Origin of the sequence: Streptomyces sp. LX-29, assembly GCF_029541745.1 — a bacterium.
Lineage (GTDB): Bacteria > Actinomycetota > Actinomycetes > Streptomycetales > Streptomycetaceae > Streptomyces.
In genome coordinates this window covers 1,678,074-1,699,416 of record NZ_CP089746.1, presented here as the reverse complement: position 1 = coordinate 1,699,416, position 21,343 = coordinate 1,678,074, and the positions used below count along the sequence as shown (strand labels likewise).

The 21,343-nt window shown below is 74.2% G+C and carries 17 protein-coding genes and 1 pseudogene; 4 read left to right on the top strand and 14 right to left on the bottom strand.

The window, feature by feature from the left end; genetic code table 11:
• Positions 1 to 161: 161 nt before the first annotated feature.
• The 12 genes from LRS74_RS07415 to LRS74_RS07360 all read right to left on the bottom strand — a co-directional run bounded on the left by LRS74_RS07415 (position 162) and on the right by LRS74_RS07360 (position 11,850).
• Positions 162 to 944, bottom strand: coding sequence for a sirohydrochlorin chelatase (locus LRS74_RS07415; RefSeq protein WP_277740252.1), 783 nt, complete (start codon positions 942 to 944; stop codon positions 162 to 164).
• An 11-nt stretch (positions 945 to 955) separates the two neighbouring features.
• Positions 956 to 1,909 (bottom strand): ABC transporter permease, encoded by a 954-nt coding sequence (locus tag LRS74_RS07410; RefSeq protein WP_277740251.1) that lies wholly within the window; start codon positions 1,907 to 1,909, stop codon positions 956 to 958.
• Positions 1,896 to 2,720, bottom strand: coding sequence for an ABC transporter ATP-binding protein (locus LRS74_RS07405; protein ID WP_277740250.1), 825 nt, complete (start codon positions 2,718 to 2,720; stop codon positions 1,896 to 1,898). The genes LRS74_RS07410 and LRS74_RS07405 overlap by 14 nt, the downstream gene beginning before the upstream one ends.
• Before the next feature lie 47 nt (positions 2,721 to 2,767).
• On the bottom strand, positions 2,768 to 3,904 hold the full coding sequence (locus LRS74_RS07400) for an ABC transporter substrate-binding protein (protein WP_277740249.1): 1,137 nt from the start codon (positions 3,902 to 3,904) through the stop codon (positions 2,768 to 2,770).
• Positions 3,905 to 4,071: 167 nt separating this feature from the next.
• The gene (locus LRS74_RS07395) at positions 4,072 to 5,412 is read right to left on the bottom strand and encodes a GTP-binding protein (RefSeq protein WP_277740248.1); all 1,341 of its coding nucleotides are present in this window, start codon (positions 5,410 to 5,412) and stop codon (positions 4,072 to 4,074) included.
• Positions 5,413 to 5,414: 2 nt separating this feature from the next.
• On the bottom strand, positions 5,415 to 6,350 hold the full coding sequence (gene cysD / locus LRS74_RS07390; protein ID WP_277740247.1) for a sulfate adenylyltransferase subunit CysD: 936 nt from the start codon (positions 6,348 to 6,350) through the stop codon (positions 5,415 to 5,417).
• Positions 6,347 to 6,880, bottom strand: a complete 534-nt coding sequence (cysC, locus tag LRS74_RS07385; RefSeq protein WP_277740246.1) for an adenylyl-sulfate kinase — start codon at positions 6,878 to 6,880, stop codon at positions 6,347 to 6,349. Before cysC ends, cysD begins: the two co-directional genes overlap by 4 nt.
• A 146-nt stretch (positions 6,881 to 7,026) precedes the next feature.
• Positions 7,027 to 7,728, bottom strand: coding sequence for a phosphoadenylyl-sulfate reductase (locus tag LRS74_RS07380; RefSeq protein ID WP_277740245.1), 702 nt, complete (start codon positions 7,726 to 7,728; stop codon positions 7,027 to 7,029).
• Positions 7,725 to 7,904 (bottom strand): hypothetical protein, encoded by a 180-nt coding sequence (locus LRS74_RS07375; RefSeq protein WP_277740244.1) that lies wholly within the window; start codon positions 7,902 to 7,904, stop codon positions 7,725 to 7,727. The genes LRS74_RS07380 and LRS74_RS07375 overlap by 4 nt, the downstream gene beginning before the upstream one ends.
• Positions 7,905 to 8,037: 133 nt before the next feature.
• Positions 8,038 to 9,732, bottom strand: coding sequence for a nitrite/sulfite reductase (locus LRS74_RS07370; protein WP_277740243.1), 1,695 nt, complete (start codon positions 9,730 to 9,732; stop codon positions 8,038 to 8,040).
• A gap of 364 nt (positions 9,733 to 10,096) precedes the next feature.
• On the bottom strand, positions 10,097 to 10,636 hold the full coding sequence (locus tag LRS74_RS07365; protein ID WP_277740242.1) for a GNAT family N-acetyltransferase: 540 nt from the start codon (positions 10,634 to 10,636) through the stop codon (positions 10,097 to 10,099).
• Complete coding sequence (locus LRS74_RS07360; protein ID WP_277740241.1) at positions 10,633 to 11,850, bottom strand: helix-turn-helix domain-containing protein; 1,218 nt, start codon at positions 11,848 to 11,850, stop codon at positions 10,633 to 10,635. Before LRS74_RS07360 ends, LRS74_RS07365 begins: the two co-directional genes overlap by 4 nt.
• Positions 11,851 to 12,151: 301 nt before the next feature.
• On the opposite strand from LRS74_RS07360, the gene LRS74_RS07355 reads away from it, so the two are divergent.
• From LRS74_RS07355 to LRS74_RS07345, 3 genes are all read left to right on the top strand, one after another.
• A complete protein-coding gene (locus tag LRS74_RS07355; protein ID WP_277740240.1) occupies positions 12,152 to 13,267 on the top strand; it encodes a YihY/virulence factor BrkB family protein in 1,116 nt (371 codons plus the stop codon).
• Between the two features lie 278 nt (positions 13,268 to 13,545).
• Positions 13,546 to 14,658, top strand: a complete 1,113-nt coding sequence (gene rsgA / locus LRS74_RS07350) for a ribosome small subunit-dependent GTPase A (RefSeq protein ID WP_277740239.1) — start codon at positions 13,546 to 13,548, stop codon at positions 14,656 to 14,658.
• 109 nt (positions 14,659 to 14,767) lie between these two features.
• Positions 14,768 to 16,201 (top strand): NAD(P)/FAD-dependent oxidoreductase, encoded by a 1,434-nt coding sequence (locus tag LRS74_RS07345; RefSeq protein WP_277740238.1) that lies wholly within the window; start codon positions 14,768 to 14,770, stop codon positions 16,199 to 16,201.
• Positions 16,202 to 16,366: 165 nt separating this feature from the next.
• On the opposite strand, the gene LRS74_RS07340 is transcribed toward LRS74_RS07345, so the two are convergent.
• Entirely contained in the window at positions 16,367 to 16,849 is a 483-nt protein-coding gene (locus LRS74_RS07340; protein WP_277740237.1) for a DUF456 domain-containing protein, read from the bottom strand.
• 370 nt (positions 16,850 to 17,219) lie between these two features.
• A complete protein-coding gene (locus tag LRS74_RS07335) occupies positions 17,220 to 18,206 on the bottom strand; it encodes a helix-turn-helix domain-containing protein (RefSeq protein WP_277740236.1) in 987 nt (328 codons plus the stop codon).
• A 1,948-nt stretch (positions 18,207 to 20,154) separates the two neighbouring features.
• Between LRS74_RS07335 and LRS74_RS07330 the strand changes: the two are divergent.
• A pseudogene (locus LRS74_RS07330) lies at positions 20,155 to 21,330 on the top strand (protein phosphatase 2C domain-containing protein); the annotation flags it as partial.
• Positions 21,331 to 21,343 lie beyond the last annotated feature (13 nt).

Here is a 21,343-nt window from a genome sequence, read left to right as displayed (position 1 = left end):
CTCCGTAACGTCTCCGATGCTGGTCGCACGGCTAAAGTTGATCAAGTACGCACAAAAAAGTCAGATACCCACCTGCGGGTAAGCGCGCAGGTCAGACGGCGAGTGCGGGCTCGGCCCGGTCGTAGGTCAGGCGGTGAGTGCGGGCTCGGTCCGGTCGCAGGTCAGGCGGTGAGCGCCGGCTCGGCCCGGAGTCGCGCGGCGGCGTCGTAGCGCTGGAGCAGCAGCCGTGCCAGCTCGGGGGAGGGTCCCAGCACCCCGGCCAGGACGTCGGCGCCCGCCTCCCGTGCGCCGGCGGCGATCCGGTCCGGCAGCCGGCCGGGCGCGATGACGTACGGCGCGACCGCGACGCGCCGCACCCCCTCCGCGCGCAGCGCGCGCACCGCGTCCTCCGTCCGGGGAAGGGATGCGGAGGCGAACGCGGGCCGCACGGCGCACCAACCGGTGTGCCGCCACTCCCGCGCGATTGCTGCGATCACCGCGCTCGCCTCCGGGTCGGTGGAGCCCGCCGAGGCCAGGACGACCCCGGTCGAGGCTCGGTCGGCCGGGTCCAGCCCGGCCTCGTACAGCCGCCGCTCCAGTGCGGCGGTCAGCAGTGGGGACGGTCCGAGGACGCCGGCCCGGCGGACCGTCAGCCCCGGGTGCCGCGCCGTGGCCTCCCGCAGCGCCGCGGGGATGTCGGCCTTGGCGTGGAAGGCGCGGGTGAGCAGCAGCGGCAGCGCCACCACCTCCCGCGCCCCCTCGGCCGCCAGCCCGGCCAGCACCCCCGGCACGCGCGGGGCGTTGAAGTCCAGGAACGCGGCCTCCACCCGCAGCCCCGGCCGCAGCCACCGCACCCGAGCGCACAGCTCGGCGACGGTCGCCGCGTGCCGGGGGTCGCGGCTGCCGTGCGCGATGACCAGCAGCACGGGGGCCGGCGCGGTACGGGGTGCGGAGCGGGGACGCATGGGAACCGGCCTCAGCGGGCGGCGGCCAGCAGGCCGCGGCTGCGCAGCACCCGGCGCTCGATGGGCGCGAACACCAGCAACTCGATGGCGATGCCGACGAACAGGATGAGGGTGATGGCGAGCAGCACCCCCGCCATGTCGGAGTTGTTCCGCTGGTTCTCCAGGTACTGGCCCAGTCCCAGCCCCAGGTCGGGCGAGGCCGCGATGATCTCCGCCGCCATCAGCGACCGCCAGGAGAACGCCCAGCCCTGCTTGAGCCCGGCGACATAGCCGGGGAGCGCGGCCGGCAGCAGCACATGGCGCGCGCTGCGCAGCCCGCGCGCGCCCAGCGTCCGCCCGGCCCGCAGGAACAGCGGCGGCACCTGGTCGATCCCGGAGACCAGCCCGTTGGTGATGGACGGCACCGCGCCCAGCAGGATGACGGTGTACATCATCGAGTCGTTCAGCCCCAGCCAGATCACCGCCGGCGGCACCCAGGCGACCGACGGCAGCGACTGGAGTCCGGACAGGATCGGTCCGATGGCGGCCCGGACGAACGTCACCCGGGCGACGATCAGCCCCAGCGGGGTGGCGATCGCCAGCGCGATGAGGAAGCCGAACAACCCGCGCGAGACGCTGGTCCAGATGATGTCGAACAGCTCGCCGCGGAGCCACAGCTGGCGCAGCGCCTCCCACACCAGCTCGGGGTCCGGCAGCTTGTAGTCGTCGGTGACCTTCGCCCAGACCAGCGCCTTCCAGACCACCAGCACCAGGGCGACGGCCACGATGGGCGGGAGCACCTTCTGGACCAGGACCTGCGTCAGCGAGGCCCGCCGGACCTGGACCGCGTCCAGGGCGTCCAGCCCGGCCTCCAGGCCCGCCAGGTCCTGCCCGGCGGACGACCCGGGCGCCGCCGCCCGGTCGGACGGTCCGGGCTTGCGCAGCGTGTGCGGCGCGGTGCCGCCGTCGGTCTCAGTGCTGGCCATGACGGCGGATCTCCCCACGCAGTTGTTCCGTGATCTCTATGGACAGGTCCGCGACGGCCGCGTCCTCGATGCGGCGCGGCTGCGGGATGTCCACGGCCCACTCGCGGACGACCCTTCCTGGGCGAGAGGAGAGCAGCACCACGCGCTGGGCGAGCCGCACCGCCTCGCGGACGTTGTGCGTGACGAACACGATCGACACGCCCGTCTCGCTCCAGATCCGGGTCAGCTCGCCGTGCAGCACATCGCGCGTGATGGCGTCCAGCGCCGCGAACGGCTCGTCCATCAGCAGTACGTCCGAGTCCTGCGCCAGCGCCCGGGCCATCGCCACGCGCTGGCGCATGCCGCCGGACAGCTCGTGCACCCGCTTGCGGTACGCGTCGCCGAGCCGCACCAGCTCCAGCAGCCGCTGGGCCTCGGCCCGGCGCTCCGCCCGGGGGACGCCCCGCAGCCGCAGGGCCAGTTCGACGTTCTTGCCCGCGGTCAGCCACGGGAACAGCGCGTGCTCCTGGAACATCAGGGCCGGCCGGCCGCCGGGCACCGAGATCTCCCCGGCGGACGGCGCGTCGAGCCCCGCGATCAGGTTGAGCAGCGTCGACTTGCCGCAACCGGAGGCGCCCAGGAGGCAGACGAACTCACCCGGCCGCACCTCCAGGTTGATGTCGTCCAGGACGGGCTGCGCGGTCCCGGGGCGGCCGAACGCCTTGTGGACGTGGTCGAGTCGGACGGCGGGGCCGCCGGTCCCGGCCGGGGCGACGGCCGGTGCGCCGGCGCGCGCCGTGTGGGTCTTCTCGGGGGTCAGGGCCGATGACATCCGGTCACCTCCGGTTGCGTACGTGAGGGCAGCAGGGGCCGGGCCGGTTACTGTTCGCCGAGGCCGGCGGCGGAGACGGGGGGCTTGCCCTCGGCCTTGAGGACCTTGTTCAGCGGCCGCAGGTCGTAGATCCCCTTCAGGTCGGGCTCCTCCAGCAGCCCGGCCTGCACCGCGTGTTCGGCCTCGGTGTCCAGCGTCGCGGCCAGCGGGTCGTCGATGACCTCGATGGACTTCCAGGCGGGGTCGATCACCTCGGCGGGCAGCGGCTTGCCGCTCAGGTCCTCCAGCGCCGCGTTGGCCTCCTGCTTGGCCCGGTCCGGGTTGTCCTTGATCCACTGGTTGGTCTTCACCGACCCGCGCAGCACGGCCTCGACGACGTCCGGGTGCTTCTCGAGGAATCCCTGCCGCACGATGACGTTGGTGATGACGAACTTCTCGTTCGGCCACAGCGTGGCCTCGTCCAGCAGCACCTTGCCGCCCTCGGCGACGAGCTTGGAGGCGGTGGGCTCGGGCACCCACGCGCCGTCGATGGCGCCGGACTTGTAGGCGTCCGGGGTGATCTTGTTGTCGGTGCGGACCACCGACACATCGCCCTTGCCGCTCTGCGCGTCGACGTCCCAGCCCTGCTCGGCGATCCAGTTCAGGAACGCCACGTCCTGGGTGTTGCCGTGCTGCGGAGTGGCGATCTTCTTGCCCTTGACGTCGTCCAGGGACTTGATCTTGTCGGGGTTGACCACCAGCTTGACGCCGCCGGAGGCGGACCCCGAGATGATCTTGAGGTTCTCGCCGTGGGACTTCACATAGCCGTTGATGGCCGGGGACGGGCCGATCCAGCCGATGTCGAGGGAGCCGGCGTTGAGCGCCTCGATCTCCGACGGCCCGGCGTTGAAGGTGAAGGGCTGGATCCGGGTGCCGCCCAGCTCCTTCTGGATCAGACCGCCCTCCTTGAGGCCGACCAGGGCGGTGGCGTGGGTGAGGTTGGCGAAGTAGCCGATCCTCACCTTGTCCAGGCCGTCGATCTTCTCGCCCTTGGCGGCGGGCACGGCCCGGTCGCTGTCGTTCTTCTGAGAGCCGTAGCCGCAGGCGCCGAGGGCGCCCAGGAGCAGCGGAACGGCGGCCGCGGCCGCGATCAGTCGTCGTCGACGGAAACGGGGACCAGTGACGGAGGGTGCGGCAGACGGCACGGGAGGGGTTCCTCTCGGAGTGCGGAGCGGGGAGCGGGTGTCGTGGGCTGGGGATGCGGACGCGTCAGCGCCCACATCGGCCCACCCCTCCCTGGCCGCTGCCGAGCGTGCCGCTGCCGACGCGTCCGCCCTCCTTGGCGAACGTGGCGAACACATCACCGGTCATGTCAGAAGTCCCACCCTTCGTCGGGCCGCGCGGCGTCCTCGACGGTGGGGGTGGCGAAGGAGTCGCCCGCCATGCCGGCGGTACGGGTGGTCCCGTCGGCCGGGTCGATCAGGAGGAAGGACCCGGTGCGCCGGGAGTCCGCGTACGCGTCCAGGGCCAGCGGCTCGGCGGTGCGCACCGTCACCCGGCCGATGTCGTTGGCGCCGAGCTCGCCGGGCGCCGGGTGCTGGGAGAGGTCGTCCAGGGTGAGCCGGGAGGGGATGTCCTTGACGATCGCCTTCACGGTGCGGGTGGTGTGCTTGAGCAGCACCCGGTCGCCGACCCGCAGCGGTCGGTCGTGCAGATGGCAGACGGTGGCCTCGACGTCCTGGGTGGTGGCGGGCGCCTGCGCGCCCGGGGCGATCAGGTCGCCGCGGGAGATGTCGAGGTCGTCGGCGAGCCGCAGCGTCACCGACTGCGGGGCCCAGGCCACGTCCACCGCCTGACCGAGCGCGTCGATGCCCACGATGGTGCTGGTGCGGCCCGAGGGCAGCACGGTGACCGCGTCGCCGGTGCGCAGCACGCCGGAGGCGATCTGGCCCGCGTAGCCGCGGTAGTCGGGGTGTTCGGCGGTCTGCGGACGGATGACGTACTGGACCGGGAAGCGGGCCGGGTCGGCCGAGGGGTCCGCGCCCACCGGGACCGTCTCCAGGTGCTCCAGGACGGTCGGCCCGCCGTACCAGTCCATGTTCGCGGAGGCGGTCACCACGTTGTCGCCGGCCAGGGCGGAGATCGGGATCGCGGTGACCTCCGGTATGCCCAGCGAGGCGGCGTACCCGGTGAACTCCTCGGCGATGGCGGCGAAGACCGGCTCGGCGTAGTCGACCAGGTCCATCTTGTTGACCGCCAGGACGACGTGCGGCACACGCAGCAGCGCGGCGACGGCGGCGTGCCGGCGGGTCTGCTCGACCACCCCGTTGCGGGCGTCCACCAGCACCACGGCGAGTTCGGCGGTGGAGGCGCCGGTGACCATGTTGCGGGTGTACTGCACATGGCCCGGGGTGTCGGCCAGGATGAACCGCCGCCGGGGGGTGGCGAAGTAGCGGTAGGCCACGTCGATGGTGATGCCCTGCTCGCGCTCGGCGCGCAGACCGTCGGTGAGCAACGCCAGGTCCGGCGCGGAGGCGCCGCGTCGGCGTGAGGCGTGCTCGACGGCCTCCAACTGGTCGGCCAGCACGGACTTGGAGTCGTGCAGCAGCCGGCCCACCAGTGTGGACTTGCCGTCGTCGACCGATCCGGCGGTGGCGAACCGCAGCAGCGAGGTGGCGCTGGTCTCGGCGGTGGTGATGGTGCTCGTGTTCATGCTTAGAAGTACCCCTCGCGCTTGCGGTCCTCCATGGCGGCCTCGGAGAGCTTGTCGTCCGCGCGGGTGGCGCCCCGCTCGGTCAGCCGGGAGGCGGCGATCTCCTCGATGACCTGCTCGATGGTCACGGCGTCGGAGTCGACGGCGCCGGTGCAGGACATGTCGCCGACGGTGCGGTAGCGGACCAGCCGGGTCTCCACCCGCTCGCCCTCCTTGGGGCCGCCCCACTCGCCCGGCGCCAGCCACATGCCGGCGCGGGAGAACACCTCGCGCTCGTGCGCGTAGTAGATCCCGGGGAGTTCGATCTTCTCGCGGCCGATGTACTGCCACACGTCCAGCTCGGTCCAGTTGGACAGCGGGAAGACCCGGACGTGCTCGCCGGGGGAGTGCCGGCCGTTGTACAGCTGCCACAGCTCGGGGCGCTGCCGTCGCGGGTCCCAGCCGCCGAACTCGTCGCGCAGCGAGAACACCCGCTCCTTGGCGCGCGCCTTCTCCTCGTCGCGGCGCCCGCCGCCGAAGACGGCGTCGAACCGGTTCTTCTCGATGGCGTCCAGCAGCGGGACGGTCTGCAGCGGGTTGCGGGTGCCGTCGGGGCGCTCGCGCAGCCGGCCGTCGTCGATGAACTCCTGCACGGAGGCGACGTGCAGCCGCAGGCCGTGCTCGGCGACCGTCCGGTCGCGGTAGGCCAGCACCTCGGGGAAGTTGTGCCCGGTGTCCACGTGCAGCAGCGAGAAGGGCAGCGGCGCCGGGGCGAACGCCTTGAGCGCCAGGTGCAGCATGACGATGGAGTCCTTGCCGCCGGAGAACAGGATCACCGGCCGCTCGAACTCGCCCGCCACCTCGCGGAAGATGTGCACCGCCTCGGACTCCAGGGCGTCCAGGTGCGACAGCGCGTACGGGGTGTCGGCGCCCTCGTTGGTCAGGCTCAGCAGGCTCATGCCAGGCCCCTCTCCGTCAGCAGCGCGTGCAGCGCGTCCGCCGACTCCGCCACGGTCTGGTGCTGCGACTCGATGCGCAGGTCCGGGGCCTGGGGCGACTCATACGGATCGTCGACGCCCGTCAGCCCGGAGATCTCGCCGGCCGCCTGCTTGGCGTACAGCCCCTTGACGTCGCGCGCCGAGCACACGTCCACCGGGGTGGCCACATGCACCTCCAGATACGCGGTGCCCGCCGCCTGGTGGCGCGTGCGCACCGCCTCGCGGCTGTCCGCGTACGGAGCGATGACCGGCACCAGGGTCTTCACGCCGTTGCTGGCCAGCAACTCGGCGACGAAGCCGATGCGTTGGACGTTGGTGTCGCGGTCCTCGCGGCTGAAGCCGAGGCCCGCGGAGAGGAAGGTGCGGATCTCGTCGCCGTCCAGCACCTCCACCCGATGCCCCTCGCCGCGCAGCCGGTCGGCCAGCGCGTACGCGATGGTCGTCTTGCCCGCGCTGGGTAGACCGGTGAGCCAAATCGTGGCGCCCGTCACGTGAGTTCTCCCGCCATTTCTCCCCGGGGTATAGCCCCCAGGCCCCCTGTGAGTCCTACCAGGGGAATGGTTGTCTGGGGCAACCCCTGGCTCCCCCAGTGCGCTGTCAGGGGCCACCGTCCGGACCCCGGATTCCTGGAGTCCGGTCATGTGTGCAGCCCGCATTCGATCTTTCCGCGGCCGGCCCAGCGGCCCGCGCGGGAGTCCTCGCCCGGCAGCACCCGCCGGGTGCACGGCGCGCAGCCCACCGAGGCGTATCCGTCCATCAGCAGCGGGTTGGTGAGCACGCCGTGCTCGGCGACGTACGCGTCCACGTCGGCCTGTGTCCACCGCGCTATCGGGGAGACCTTGACCTTGCCCCGCCGGGCGTCCCAGCCCACGACCGGGGTGCCCGCCCGGGTGGGCGCCTCGTCCCGGCGCAGCCCGGTGGCCCACGCGTCATACCCGGCCAGGCCCTCCTCCAGCGGCGTGACCTTGCGCAGGGCGCAGCACAGATCGGGGTCGCGCTCGTGCAGCCGCGGACCGTGCTCGGCGTCCTGTTCGGCCACGGTCTGTCGGGGGGTGAGTGTGATCACGTTGACATCGAGCACCGTGGCGACCGCGTCCCGGGTGCCGATGGTCTCCGGGAAGTGGTAACCGGTGTCCAGGAACACGACGTCGACGCCGGGGAAGGCGCGGGAGGCCAGGTGCGCCACGACCGCGTCCTCCATCGACGAGGTCACACAGAAGCGGGGGCCGAAGGTGTCGGCCGCCCAGCGCAGGATGTCCAGCGCCGGGGCCTCCTCCAACTCCCGGCCCGCCCGCTCGGCCAGCGTCGCCAGCTCTCCGGTATCCGGTCCGTCCGTCATGTCGCACCCTCTCCACCGTCGTTGCGCCGAAGCCCACGGGTCAGCAGCCCGAGGAACTTCAGTTGGAAGGCCCGGTTGCACGCCGCGCATTCCCAGGCGCCATGGCCCTGCTCGCTCGGCCGCAGGTCCTCGTCGCCGCAGTACGGGCAGTAGAACGGAGCCGCGCGCTCGCTCATGACGCCTCCTGGCCGGTCGGCGGCTCGACCCTCGGGGCGGGGCCGCGGGTGTGGCCCCCGGCCACGGGTCGGTGGTCGTCGGCCGCGCGTCGGCGGTCCGCCCCCGCGCGTCGGCGGCCCGTGTCCGCGGCGCTCATGCGAGATCCTCCTCGGGGGCGCGGGCCGCCCAGGTGGCGAACCGCTCGCCGTCCGCCCGCTGCTCCTGGAAGCGGCGCAGCACCCGCTCGACGTAGTCGGGGAGTTCGGCGGAGGTGACCTTCAGTCCACGGACCTTGCGGCCGAAGCCCGGCTCCAGGCCGAGGGCACCGCCCAGGTGCACCTGGTACCCCTCGACCTGGTGACCCTCGTCGTCCAGGACCAACTGCCCCTTGAGACCGATGTCCGCCACCTGGATACGGGCACAGGCGTTCGGGCAGCCGTTGATGTTGATGGTGACCGGCTCGTCGAAGTCCGGCAGCCGCCGCTCCAGCTCGTCGATGAGCGAGGCGCCGCGCCCCTTCGTCTCCACGATGGCCAGCTTGCAGAACTCGATCCCGGTGCAGGCCATGGTGCCGCGCCGGAACGGGGACGGGGTGACCCGCAGGTCCAGCGCCTCGAGCGCGGCCACCAGCGACTCGACGCGGTCCGGCGCGACATCGAGCACGATCATCTTCTGCTCGACGGTGGTGCGCAGCCGGTCCGAGCCGTGCGCCGCCGCCAGCTCGGCGATCTTGGTGAGGGTGGCGCCGTCGACGCGCCCGACCCGGGGCGCGAAGCCCACGTAGAACCGGCCGTCCCGCTGTCGGTGCACCCCGACGTGGTCGCGCCAGCGGGCCACCGGCTGCTCCGGCGCCGGCCCGTCGACGAGCGGGCGCGACAGGTACTCCTCCTCCAACACCCGACGGAACTCGGCCGCGCCCCAGTCGGCGACCAGGAACTTCAGCCGGGCGCGGTTGCGCAGCCGCCGGTACCCGTAGTCGCGGAAGATCGAGATGATGCCCTCGTAGACGTCCGGCACCTCCTCCAGCGGCACCCAGGCGCCCATCCGGACCCCGAGCTTGGGATTGGTGGAGAGCCCGCCGCCCACCCAGACGTCGAAGCCGGGGCCGTGCTCGGGGTGGCGCACGCCGACGAAGGCGACGTCGTTGATCTCGTGCGCCACGTCCAGCAGCGGCGAGCCGGAGACCGCGGACTTGAACTTGCGCGGCAGGTTGGAGAACTCCTTGTTGCCGACGATGCGACGGTTGATCTCCTCGATGGCGGGGGTGCCGTCGATGATCTCGTCCTCGGCGATCCCGGCCACCGGGGAGCCCAGGACCACCCGGGGGGTGTCGCCGCAGGCCTCGGTGGTGGACAGGCCCACCGCCTCCAGTCGGCGCCAGATCTCCGGCACGTCCTCGATCCGGATCCAGTGGTACTGCACGTTCTGCCGGTCGGTGATGTCGGCGGTGCCGCGCGCGAACTCCTCGGAGATCTCGCCGATGACCCGCAGCTGATGGGTGGTCAGCCTGCCGCCGTCGATCCGCACCCGGAGCATGAAGTACTCGTCGTCCAGCTCCTCCGGCGGCAACACCGCGGTCTTGCCGCCGTCGATGCCGGGCTTGCGCTGGGTGTACAGCCCCCACCAGCGCATCCGGCCGCGCAGATCGGCGGGGTCGATGGAGTCGAAGCCCCGGTGCGCGTAGATCGTCTCAATGCGTGTCCGCACATTGAGACCGTCATCGTCCTTCTTGAACTGCTCGTTGGCGTTGAGCGGGGTGAAGTGGCCGACGGCCCACTGACCCTCGCCACGGTGGCGGCCCGCCTTGCGGCGGGACGCGGCGGGAGACGGCTTCGGGGTGTCGGCCATGGCGGTACGTCCTCCGGGACCTGCGGATGCGGCTGTGACCCGCTCGGGGAGCGCGCGGCGGGGCGCGACGGGCGGGTGTCACGTGCGAAAAAAGGGGGGAGAAAAGGGGAGAAACTGCCCTGAAGGGCGCAGGAAGGCTGGGGGATCGCGGCGGTGTCGAGGCTGAGCTGCGGGACGGCGCCGGGACGGTCAGCGCGCCGGACAGATGGCGCTGGACATGCGGCCTAGGTCGACGTGTCGCCGACTCACCAAGGCAATTCCAGCTCGCTGCATGACGGAAGCGTGGCACGGCCCTCTTTGGAGCGTCCACCGCCATCCATTATGTGGACAACACTGTCCCGAATCTCGGGACAGCGGTCCTCGCTCAGGCGCTGGGCTGGGTCTCGACCTTGGTGTCGAAGAGGCGGAAGCCGCGCCGCCGGTAGTTGTCGAGCGCGTGCGGGCCGTCGAGGCTGCAGGTGTGCAGCCACACCCGCTTGGTCGGCTCCCGGTCGGGCCACCGTTCGGCCAGGTCCCAGGCGCGCGCGGTGCCGAAGCTCAGCAGGTGTCCGCCGATGCGGCGGCCGCGGAAGTCGGGCAGCAGACCGAAGTACACGATCTCCACCACGCCGTCGTCCTGCGGATCCAGCTCGACATAGCCGGCCGGGGTGCCGCGCTCGTACGCCACCCAGGTCTCGGCCGCGGGCCGCTCGACCACCTCCCGCCACTGCTCCCGGCTCCACGGCAGCCGGTCGTGCCAGGAGATGTCCGAGCCCACCGCCGTGTACAGGAAGCGGCTGAGCTCGGGGCTGGGTATCTCCGCCCGCACGATGCGCACCCCGGCGGACTCCGGCGGTCGCTGCGCGGGCCTGAGGTCCTCGGGCGAGGTCTGTTCCAGGGACCAGGTGGTCACGGTGATCGTCATGTCCCCACCCAATCACGCCGGGCCGCCACCACCGCCGGGGCCGTGGACGCGGGGAGCAGGTCCGCCGGGTGGTCGGGCCGCAGCACCTCCACGCTCACGTTGTCGGCGAATCGGTACGGCCGGTGGGCCAGCACGCCGCCGACCGTGCGGCGCAGCCGGGACATCTCCGCCCGCACCGTGACCACTCGCCGCGGGTCGCCGAAGAGGTCCTGCGCCAGCTGGGCGGCGCTCCGCCCGTCCGGGTGCAGGGCGAGCACCAGCAGCAGCTCGGTGTGGCGCGGGCTCAGCTCGTGCGACCAGCTGCCGACCGCGCCGCCGACGGTGACCGTCCACGAGCGGGCACCCGTCACGTCGAGCACCACCCGGCTGGGCACGGTCGGACCCTGCGTCCCCACCCGCACCAGCCAGCCGCCCGGCAGCGGCTCCATCGTGCACGAGCCCAGCGACGGCAGCCACACCGTCCCGGCCTGCGGGGAGCGGGGGAGCGGCACCCGGTCCGGCGGGACCATGCCGGTCGCCGCGGCCGGCCAGCCGGACGCGTCCACCGCCAGCGCCGCGCCGTCCAGCCGGGCGAGCACGGGCGCCGCGATGCTCCGCAGCCGGTTGACCGACTCCCAGTGCCGGGCCCGCAGCTCCCCCTCGGCGACCCGGGTGATGGCGGTGACCAGCGCCAGCGTCGAGGGGTGGGCGAGCGACGCCGGGCTGGTCACGTTGACCACGCCCAGCAGCCTGCCGTCCCGCGGGTCGTGCAGCGGCGCGGCCGCGCAGTCCAGCGTGCGCAGCGCCGTGACGTAGTGCTCCTCGGCGTGCACACGCTCCGGGCGGCGGGTCGCCAGCGCCGCCGCGATCCCGTTGGTGCCGGCCGACTCCTCGCCCCAGTAGGCCCCCTCCGCCAGCTCCAGCCGCTCCGCGCTGCGCCGCAGTTGCCGGCTGCCCTCCTGCCACAGCACCCAGCCCTGGGCGTCGGTGACCAGCAGCACATGCCGCTCGTCCTCCAGCACGGCGCGCAGCCCCTCCCGGACCACCGGCATCAGCTCCGCCAGCGGCGAGCCCTGCCGGCGGGTGACGATCTGGTCGGTGGAGAGTGGGCGGGCCGGCCGCCCCACGTCGGGGTCGACGCCGTGGCGCAGGGACCGCAGCCACGATTCCGCGATCATCGGACGCGCGGTCGCCGGGGCAGGGAAGGACACGGGGTCGGCTGTTCTGGGATGCACGCTCTCATGGTGCCGTCGACGGGGCACTCCGTGCCGCCCATCGACAGGATCCGTTGCAACGCGTCGCAACGTTTGCGGACAGGTGCGCCGGACACGGACAGTGGACGCCAGCGCGGAGAGTGGTGCCGAGTCGGCGCGGCATCACTCTCCGCCACTGTTTGCGGTGGTCTCCCGTGGGCCTGTTCTCCGCCCGGCGGACCGCGGACCACCGCGGCGGTCGCCGCGGCTGCGGGGTCCCGTCTTCTGGCGCCACGCCAGTAGTGGTCAAAAGGTGCGCGCGGGCACGACTACGGTGAGAAGTGTGCAGCCTGCAAACGAACCACCAGCGGAACCGGCGCCGGAGCGGCCCTCCAGTCGCCTGCGCAGGGCCCGCGCCCTCTACCGCAACGTGTCGAAGCGTCGTATGGCGTGGCTGCTGCTGAAGGACACCGTGAACTCCTGCGTGGAGTACCGGGTCACCGGCCTCGCCGCCGAGGCCGCCTTCTTCACCCTGCTGTCGCTGCCCCCGCTGCTGCTGGGCCTGGTCGGTCTGATCGGCTACGTGGACGCGTGGACCGACACCCAGATGGTCGCCACGCTGCGGCAGAACATCCTCGACGCCTCCGGCACCGTGCTCTCCGACAAGGGCGTCAACGAGATCGCCAAGCCGCTGCTGGACGACGTCACCGAGGGCGGTCGCCCCGACGTCATCTCGCTTGGCTTCGGCATCGCCCTGTGGTCCGGCTCCCGCGCGGTCAACGTGTTCGTCGACACCATCACCATCATGTACGGGCTCGAAGGCCGCCGCGGCATCGTCAAGACCCGGCTGCTGGCGTTCCTGCTCTACCTCGTCGCCCTGGTCGTCGGCGCGATCGCGCTGCCGCTGATGCTCATCGGCCCGGAGACGGTGGTCGACATCGTGCCCTGGAGCACCGACCTCGTCCGGGTGCTCTACTGGCCCGTCGTCATCCTGCTCTCGGTGGCCTTCCTGACCACGCTGTACCACGTGTCGGTGCCGGTGCGCTCGCCCTGGCCGGAGGACATCCCCGGCGCGCTGGTCGCCCTCACCATGTGGGTGCTGGGGAGCTTCCTGCTGCGCATCTACCTCACCCACACGGTGGAGGGGCCGACCATCTACGGCTCCCTGGCCGCGCCCGTGGCGGTGCTGCTGTGGATCGGCGTCTCCGCCTTCGCGGTGCTGGTCGGCGCCGCCGTCAACGCCGCGATCGACCGGGTGTGGCCGTCGGTCGCCACCTCCGCCGCCCGCGCGGAGCGGGCGGCACTGGAGCGGGAGCGGGCGCGCGTCGAGGCGGAGCTCCACGGGGCGCAGGAGTACGGCCCGGAGGACATGCCCTCGGAGTTCCCCGAGCGCTGGGCCCAGTTCCTGCCCCCGGAGGACCTGCGTTCGCGGCTGCGACACGGCCAGGAAAAGGAGTAGCGCGCCCCGACGGCGGCGGCTACGGTCGAATCCGTCCGAGGCCGACGTGGCCTGCCGGGACCTGAGACCTTCGCGAGCCGAACGCCGGCTCCGGGACCGCTGGGAGGTGGAGACCGTGATGACGAAGACGGTTGCCGTCACGGGTGCCGCCCGCACCCACCAGCTCACCACTCCCACTCCCGTGGTCCCCGACTGACGCCTCGCCCCGTCGGACCCCGGCGCGCACAGGCGCGCGCCCGACCGAGGCCCGGGACCACTCTTCCGAAGGGTCGATCCCGTTGTTTCCGCTGCTGTCTCATCTCACTCCCGCGCACCCCTTCCACGGCTACGGCTGGGACGAGGGCTTCGCGGAGTCCTTCGTCGACTGTGCCGAGGGGGACCAGAGCCTGACGCCCGCGCGCATCGTCCGCGTCGACCGCGGACGGTGCGAGGTGGTGGTGCCCGACGGCGCCGGCGTCCGCACCGTGCGCGCCGACGTCGCGCCGGTCGCCACCGGCGATCCCCTGGCCATCATGTGCACCGGCGACTTCGCCGCCGTCGACCTCGGCCAGGGGTGTGTACGGGCCCTGCTGCCACGCCGCACCGCCTTCGTGCGCTCCACCAGCTCCAAGCGCTCCGAGGGCCAGATCCTGGCCGCCAACGTCGACCAGGCGGTGATCGCGGTGTCCCTCGCCGCCGAACTCGACCTCGGCCGGATCGAGCGGTTCCTCGCTCTCGCCTGGGAGTCCGGCGCCCAGCCGCAGGTCGTCCTGACCAAGTCGGACCTGGTGCCCGACCCCCACGCGCTGTCTCATCTGGTCTCGGATGCCGAGACGGTGGCCCCGGGTGTCCAGGTGCTGCCGGTCAGCGCGGCCACCGGCGACGGCGTCGACGTGCTCGCCGCCCAGCTGGTCTCCGGCACCTCCGTGCTGCTCGGCCAGTCGGGCGCGGGCAAGTCCACCCTCGCCAACGCACTGCTGGGCGAGGCGGTCCAGGACGTCCAGGCGACCCGCGACGCCGACGGCAAGGGCCGGCACACCACGACCACGCGCGATCTGCTGCCGTTGCCCTGGGGCGGCGTGCTCATCGACACGCCCGGGCTGCGCGGCGTCGGTCTCTGGGACGCCGAGGAGGGCCTCTCCCAGGTGTTCTCCGAGGTCGAGGCGCTCGCCGAGACCTGTCGCTTCCACGACTGCGCGCACCAGGGCGAGCCCGGCTGCGCGGTGCTCGCCGCCGTCGCCGACGGCAGCCTCCCGGAGCGCCGACTGGACAGCTACCGCAAGCTGATGCGGGAGAACCAGCGGCTCGCCGCCCGTACGGACGCCCGGCTGCGGGCCGAGATCCGGCGGGACTGGAAGCAGAAGCAGGCGCTGGGCCGACACATGATGGAGCGCAAGGGGCGCGGGCGGTAGCCCGCGCCGGAGCGGCGGCCGTCGGCGCGTCCGGCGGCCGCCGCTCCGCACGCCCTCCCCGGGCGGTGCCGTGTGGCCGGTGCCCCCGCTCCGGGGAAGGATGGCCACCATGACTGCCGATGCGTACGACGTCGTGGTGCTGGGGGCCGGACCGACCGGGGAGAACCTGGCGGACCGCACCCGCGCGGCCGGGCTCACGACCGTGATCGTGGAGAGCGAACTGGTCGGTGGCGAGTGCTCGTACTGGGCGTGCATGCCCAGCAAGGCGCTGCTGCGGCCGGTCACCGCGCGGGCCGACGCACGGCGGGTGCCCGGCCTGCGCGGCCTGGTGGCCGGCCCGTTGGAGACGCCCGCCGTGCTCGCCCACCGGGACGCGTACGTCTCGCACTGGAAGGACGACGGCCAGGTCGCCTGGCTGGAGTCGGTCGGCATCGACCTCGTCCGCGGCCACGGACGGCTGGACGGGCCGCGCCGGGTCGTGGTGGACGGGCCGGACCGCGAGCGACGCGAGCTGACCGCGCGGCACGCGGTCGCGGTGTGCACCGGCAGCCGAGCCGCCGTGCCCGACCTGCCCGGCCTCGCCGCCGCCCGACCCTGGACCAGCCGCGAGGCCACCAGCGCGCCGGCCGTTCCGGAGCGGCTTGCGGTGGTCGGCGGCGGCGTGGTCGCCGTGGAGATGGCCACCGCCTGGCGCGCCTTCGGCGCGAAGGTGACCCTGCTGGTGCGGGGCGGCGGGCTGCTGCCCCGTATGGAGCCCTTCGCGGGGCGGCTGGTCGCGGAGGCCCTCGCCGAGGCCGGCGTCGACGTCAGGACGCACACCTCGGTGACCGAGGTGCGGCGTGACGGCTCGGCGGACGGGCCGGTGACCCTCACCCTGGACGACGGTCGGCTGCTGGCGGTCGACGAGGTGCTCTTCGCCACCGGCCGCGCGCCCCGCACCGACGACATCGGCCTGGAGACCGTCGGTCTGACGCCGGGCGACTGGCTGGAGGTCGACGACAGCTGCCGCGTACGGGCGGTCGGCGACGGCTGGCTGTACGCCGCCGGAGACGTCAACCACCGGGCGCTGATGACCCATCAGGGCAAGTATCAGGCCCGCATCGCGGGGGCGGCCATCGGCGCGCGGGCGCGCGGCGCGGAGGAGCAGACCGGCCGGTGGGGCGCGCACGCGGCCACCGCCGACCTCGCCGCCGTCCCACAGGTGGTCTTCACCGACCCCGAGGCGGCCTCCGTCGGGCTCACCGCCGCCGAGGCCGAGCGTCAGGGCCGTCGGGTGCGGGTGGTCGACCACGACCTCGCCCAGGTGGCGGGCGCCGGCCTGTACGCCGACGGCTACCGAGGACAGGCCCGCATCGTCGTCGACGAGGACCGCGGCCACCTGGTCGGCGCCACCTTCGTGGGCCCGGGGATCGGCGAGCTGCTGCACTCCGCGACGGTGGCCGTGGCCGGCGAGGTCCCCATCGAGCGCCTCTGGCATGCCGTGCCGGCGTACCCGACCATCAGCGAGGTGTGGCTGCGACTGCTGGAGGGCTACCGGAGCTAGGACGGCCTCGGCGGGGTCGGGGCGGGCGCGCCGTGGAAACGGCTCGGGGCGGTCGGGGCGGGTGCGGCGTGGAATCGGCTCGGGGCGGTCGGGGCGGCGCGCCGTGAAGCGGCTCGGGGCGGCGCCCGCCGGTGGGATGGGGGAGGCGCCCGCGGGCGGCGACCGCTAACCCCCGATGACGGCGCCCAGCCAGGCCCCCACCACGATGAGGCAGGCGCAGAGCTCCACCAGCACGCTGGTGCCGATCGCGCGCATCACCGTCCGGGTGGAGGCCCACGCCTCGCCGTGACCGCCCAGCCGCTGCCGCTCCGCTCCGTAGATCCCGGCGACGAAGCCGACCGGAGCGCCGATCAGAGGGATGACGAAGAACCCGACGATCCCGGCGACCCCGGCCAGCAGGAAGGTGCGCCGGGTGATGCCCGCCCCGTGCATCCGCCGGGCGGGCAGCAGCCACTTCACGGCCTGGTTGAGCAACAGCACGGCGGTCGCCACCGCGAGCACGCCCCAGGCGAGCCGGGTGGTCTCGGTCAGCGCCCACCACGCGACGGCCGCCCACACGATGGGTGGCCCCGGGATGCCCGGTACGACCACTCCGATCAGGCCGAGCAGCATCACCAGGCCGCACAGGATCAGCTGCCACGTGCCCATGGCCCAAGCCTGCCGGAAGCCGCCGGTGCCCGCGCGGGGACGTGGTGGCGATGGGGTCCGCGCGGTGGCGGTCGCGGTCGCGGGGCGCGGCCTGCGGTGTGCCGCTGGCGATCGTTGCTCGGGTGGTGGGGGCGCGGCGGACTCCGGACCCCGGTGCGGGGCGTACGCGGGTCCGAGGTCTCCAGGTCCACGGCCGTCGGTCTCCAGGTCCCCGGCGGTCGGAGCGGACGCGGGCGGACGCGGGCGGACGCGGGCGGACGCGGGCGGGGCGGTGCGGGAAGCCGGCGCCGCGTCAGTCGCCTGGCGCGGAACGGACGTTCATCGGGGAGGGGCGGCGCGACGGGCCGCGTCGTGGCCGCCACGCCGCGCGTCAACCGGTGTCCGGGCGCTCCCTCGGGGCCTCACCTGGGCGGGAGATCCACCCGCGTTCGTAGGCGTGCCAGCCGAGCTGGAGCCGGGTGGCCACACCCACCAGCTCCATCAGACGCTTGACGCGGCGTTGGACGGTGCGGAGTCCCAGGTCCAACTGTTTGGCCGTGCTGGCGTCGGTCAGCCCCATCAGCAGCAGCGAGAGTATCCGCAGGTCGGTGGCGTCCGGATGGGCGGCGTCGGGGTCGGCCGCCACACCGGTGAGGGTGGGCAGCGGCACGGCCTCCCGCCAGACCGCCTCGAAGAGCGCCGTCAACGCGTCCAGCAGGCCGCTCGCGTGCACCACGAGGGCCACCGGGCCGCTGGCGCGGTCGGTCAGCGGAATGAGGGCGAGCGAACGATCCGCGATCATCAGATCGGTCGGCACCCGATCGGTGACCCGCAGCCGGTGTGCCGCGCCGGCACGGTCCAGCCCGCCGGGCGCCATCGCGTCGCCCAGGCCGTCCCGTTCGATGACGGCCCGGTGGGCGACCCCCTCCGTCACGGGCGGCAGCGGCCCGGGCGCCCGCCCGGAGACCAGGCTGCACACCTCCGTGGCGGCCGTCAGCCGGAGTTGGCGGAAGCGCTGCGCGACGGGCCCGGTTCCGGACACCACCTCCAGCACTTCCGGGCCACCCGTCCCGGCGAGCTCCGCGCGGTACTCCTTGTCGAGCAGCGCCGCCGCCCGCTCCGCACGCGCCAACTCGTGGCGCTGCCGGCTGAGCAGCGCGCCCAGCGCCACACCCGGTGGCGCCGCGACCCAGCGGCCCGGCCGGGCCGGCGACCGCGCGGCCAACCCCTGGCGCTCCAGGCGGCGCAGAGCGCGTACGGCTTCCTCCTCCGGGAGGGTGAGCCGACCCGCCAGATCGGCGACCTCAGCAGAACCGAGCGCGACCAGCGCGCGATACGCAGATTCCTGCGCCTCGTCCAGACCAATGGCACTGAGCACGTGACATCCCCTCCCCGCATGTCCCGCGTTTGGCGCAACATACTCGCACCGCCGGGCGTGTACCGCAGGAGGGTGGTGCTGGCGGAGCGCTGTTCCCGAATGGGCGGCTCTGTGGACAATTAAGCCTATGACCCAGCAGGGGGACCGGCGCGGCCACGAGGACGACTGGTGGCGTGAGTTGTACGACACCGACGCGGGCGACGTGGGGCCCGCACGGCTCGGCGACACACTGGACGAACGCTTCTACTCCGCCTTCCGCGCGGTCGGCCCGCGCGGCAGCCCCCACGGCGTCACCGCGCGACCCACCGTCTCCGCGGGCACCGACCAGCGGGGAGCCGGCCCCCCGGGCGCGAGGCCCCCGGACGGCGGGCGTCAGGGTGACGGACGTCAGGACGGCGGCCGTCAGGGCGGCGGCTCACGACGCGGCGACCTTCCGGACGGCGGCCGCCACCGCGGCAGCGGTCTCCCCGAGAGCGGCCTCCACGGCGACCGCCCACAGGGCGACCGCCCACAGGGCACCGGCCCCTCGCGTCCCACCTCCGGCACCACCGGGCCCACCGGACCGTCCCATTCCGCGCCGGCGCGCCCCGTCCCGCCCGGCGTCGTCCCGCCGCCTCGGCCGGGTGGTGCCCCACGAGGTCCGGCCGATCCGGGCCCGGCCGACCCGGGCGCGGCGGGTTCGGGTGAGGGCGGTTCGCGTGGGGCTGGATCGGGTGAGGCTGGTCCCCGTGGGGCGGGTTCGGGTGGGGCTGGTTCGGGTGGGGCGGAAGCGCCTACGGCGGCCACGGGCCCGGCCGCCCCCTCGCGGCCGGCCTCCGGTGACGCCGGACCGACCGGTCCCGTGCGCCCTGCGTCGGCGCGCTCGGTGCCGCCGGATCGGCCGGGTGGCGCCCCGCCTGGTTTCGCCGGCCCGGAGGCGGCAGGCCCGGGTACGGAGGGGGTCGGTCTGCCTCCGACGGGCGCGGGCCAGCCCGCTCCGCCGCGTTCCGCCTCGGGCAACACGGGTCCCGTGCGCCCTGCGTCGGCGCGCTCGGTGCCGCCGGATCGGCCGGATGGCGCCCTGCCCGGTTTCACCGGCCCGGAGGCGGCAGTCCCCGGCACCGCGTCCCCGGACGCCGCGCGACCAGGTATGGCCGCCCCGGGCACCGCGCGGCCAGGCGTGGCGGGTCCGGGCGCGGCCGGCTCAGGACCCAGCGCCTCGCCACCAATGGGACCGGAGCAGGCCGCCGCCGCACCCGCCTCGCCGTCAACGGGACCGGGGCAGGCTGTCCCGCCCGCCTCGTCATCAACGGGGCCGGGGCAGGCCGTCCCACCTGCCCCGCCACCAACCGGGCCGGGGCAGGCCGTCCCGCCCGCCTCGTCATCAACCGGGCCGGGGCAGCCCGCCGCCGCACCCGCCTCGTCACCAACGGGACCGGGGCAGGCCGTCCCGCCCGTCCCGCCACCAACGGGACCGGGGCAGCCCGTCCCGCCCCCCTCGCCATCAACCGGACCGGGGCAGGCCGTCCCGCCCGTCCCGCCTTCGGCGGGCTTCTCGCGGCGCGGCCCCGCGGCGCCGGGGCCTGCCGGGCCGCACCCCGGCACACCGTCCCCCGGCACACCGTCCCCCGGCACACCGTCTCCCGGCGCGCCGGGCTCCCCCGCGTCGGACGCCGCAACCCGACCCTCGGCCCCGGCCCGACTTCCGCGTCCGCGGGCCTCGGGAGACGGCATGGCCGGAGCAACCGGCCCCGGAGCGGCGGCCCTTCCCACGGTTCCGGCGAAGGGGGCGAGCCCGGGCGGAGGGCCGCTCGGTGCGCCGCCACCCCCGACCGTGCCCACCACCCCACCCCCGGCCGGCCCTCCCGTCGGGCCGTCGGTCCCGTCCGCGCCGTCGCCCTCGTCTCCGTCTCCGACTCCGTCTCTCTCTTCGCCGGCCGGGGCTGACCGCGTTCCCGCGCGGGCGGAATACGTCGGGGACGGTCCGCCGACGTACGATCCGGAGCCCACCGCCCTGCCGCTCGCGAACCCGGCGGACCTGGACGATCTGGTGCCGGACACCGTGCTGGACGGGGCGAGTTACGGTTCGCTGACCTTGCGCGCGGTGTCGTTACGCGGCGACTCCGCGCGGTACCGCGGTGAGCCGCGTCGGGACGCGCTGCTCACCGCGCGGTTCGGGGCCGGGGAGCGGGCCCTGGTGCTGGTCGCCGTGGCGAGCGGGGTGCGGGCGGCCGCGGGGGCGCATCGCGCGGCGCGGGACATGTGCGCCTGTATCGGCAGGGCGGTCGGCCGCAGCCACGCGCGGCTCGCGGAGGACGTGCGCTCCGGGCGCCGCGCCGCGCTCAAGGCCGGACTGCACCGTCTCACCGACCGTAGCCTGGGCCAACTGCGCGCCCGCGCGGGTGAACTCGGTGTGGACCCGGGGGAGTACACCGCCTCGCTGCGCTGTCTGTTGCTGCCCGCCGACCCCGGCTGCCGCACCCGCGTCTACTTCGGCGTCGGCGACGGCGGCCTGTTCCTGCTGCGCGACGGGGTATGGCGCGATCTCGACGTGGCCGCCGCCCCGCACCCACCGCGCCCCCCGGCCCCGCCGCCCCCGTACGCGCCGCCGGCCCCGCCCGGGGCCGCGCCCCCGGTCGCCGCCCGCGGCGCCGCGCCGCCCGAGGGCTACCGCCCGTCCGAGGGAGTGCCCGGGCTGCCCGGCCCGGAGTGGCCGCCCGATCCGCGCAGGGCCGCCGTCTTCGGCGCCGCCCCACCGGCCGCGCCAGGCCCACCAGGCCCACCGGGCACACCGGGGCCACCACCCGGCGGCCCGGAGCCGTCCGCGCGGTCCGCGCCGGCCGCAGGTCCGGTCTGGGAACCGGTCGCGCCCGCGACGGGCGGTCGCGAGCCGGGTGCCGAGCCGGGCGCCCGCATCGCCCCGTTCCGCTTCCACGCGGCCTTGGCCCGTCCGGGTGACACCCTGCTGCTGTGCAGCGCGGGGCTGGCCGATCCGCTGCGGGGGGAGCCCGCGCTGGCCGAACGGCTGGCGAGGAGCTGGGCGGCGGGTGAGCCCCCGGGGCTCGCCGCGTTCCTCGCCGACGCCCAGGTGCGGGTGAAGGGATACGCCGACGACCGTACGGCGGCGGCCGTCTGGGAGGCGTGACCGACCGGTCCGT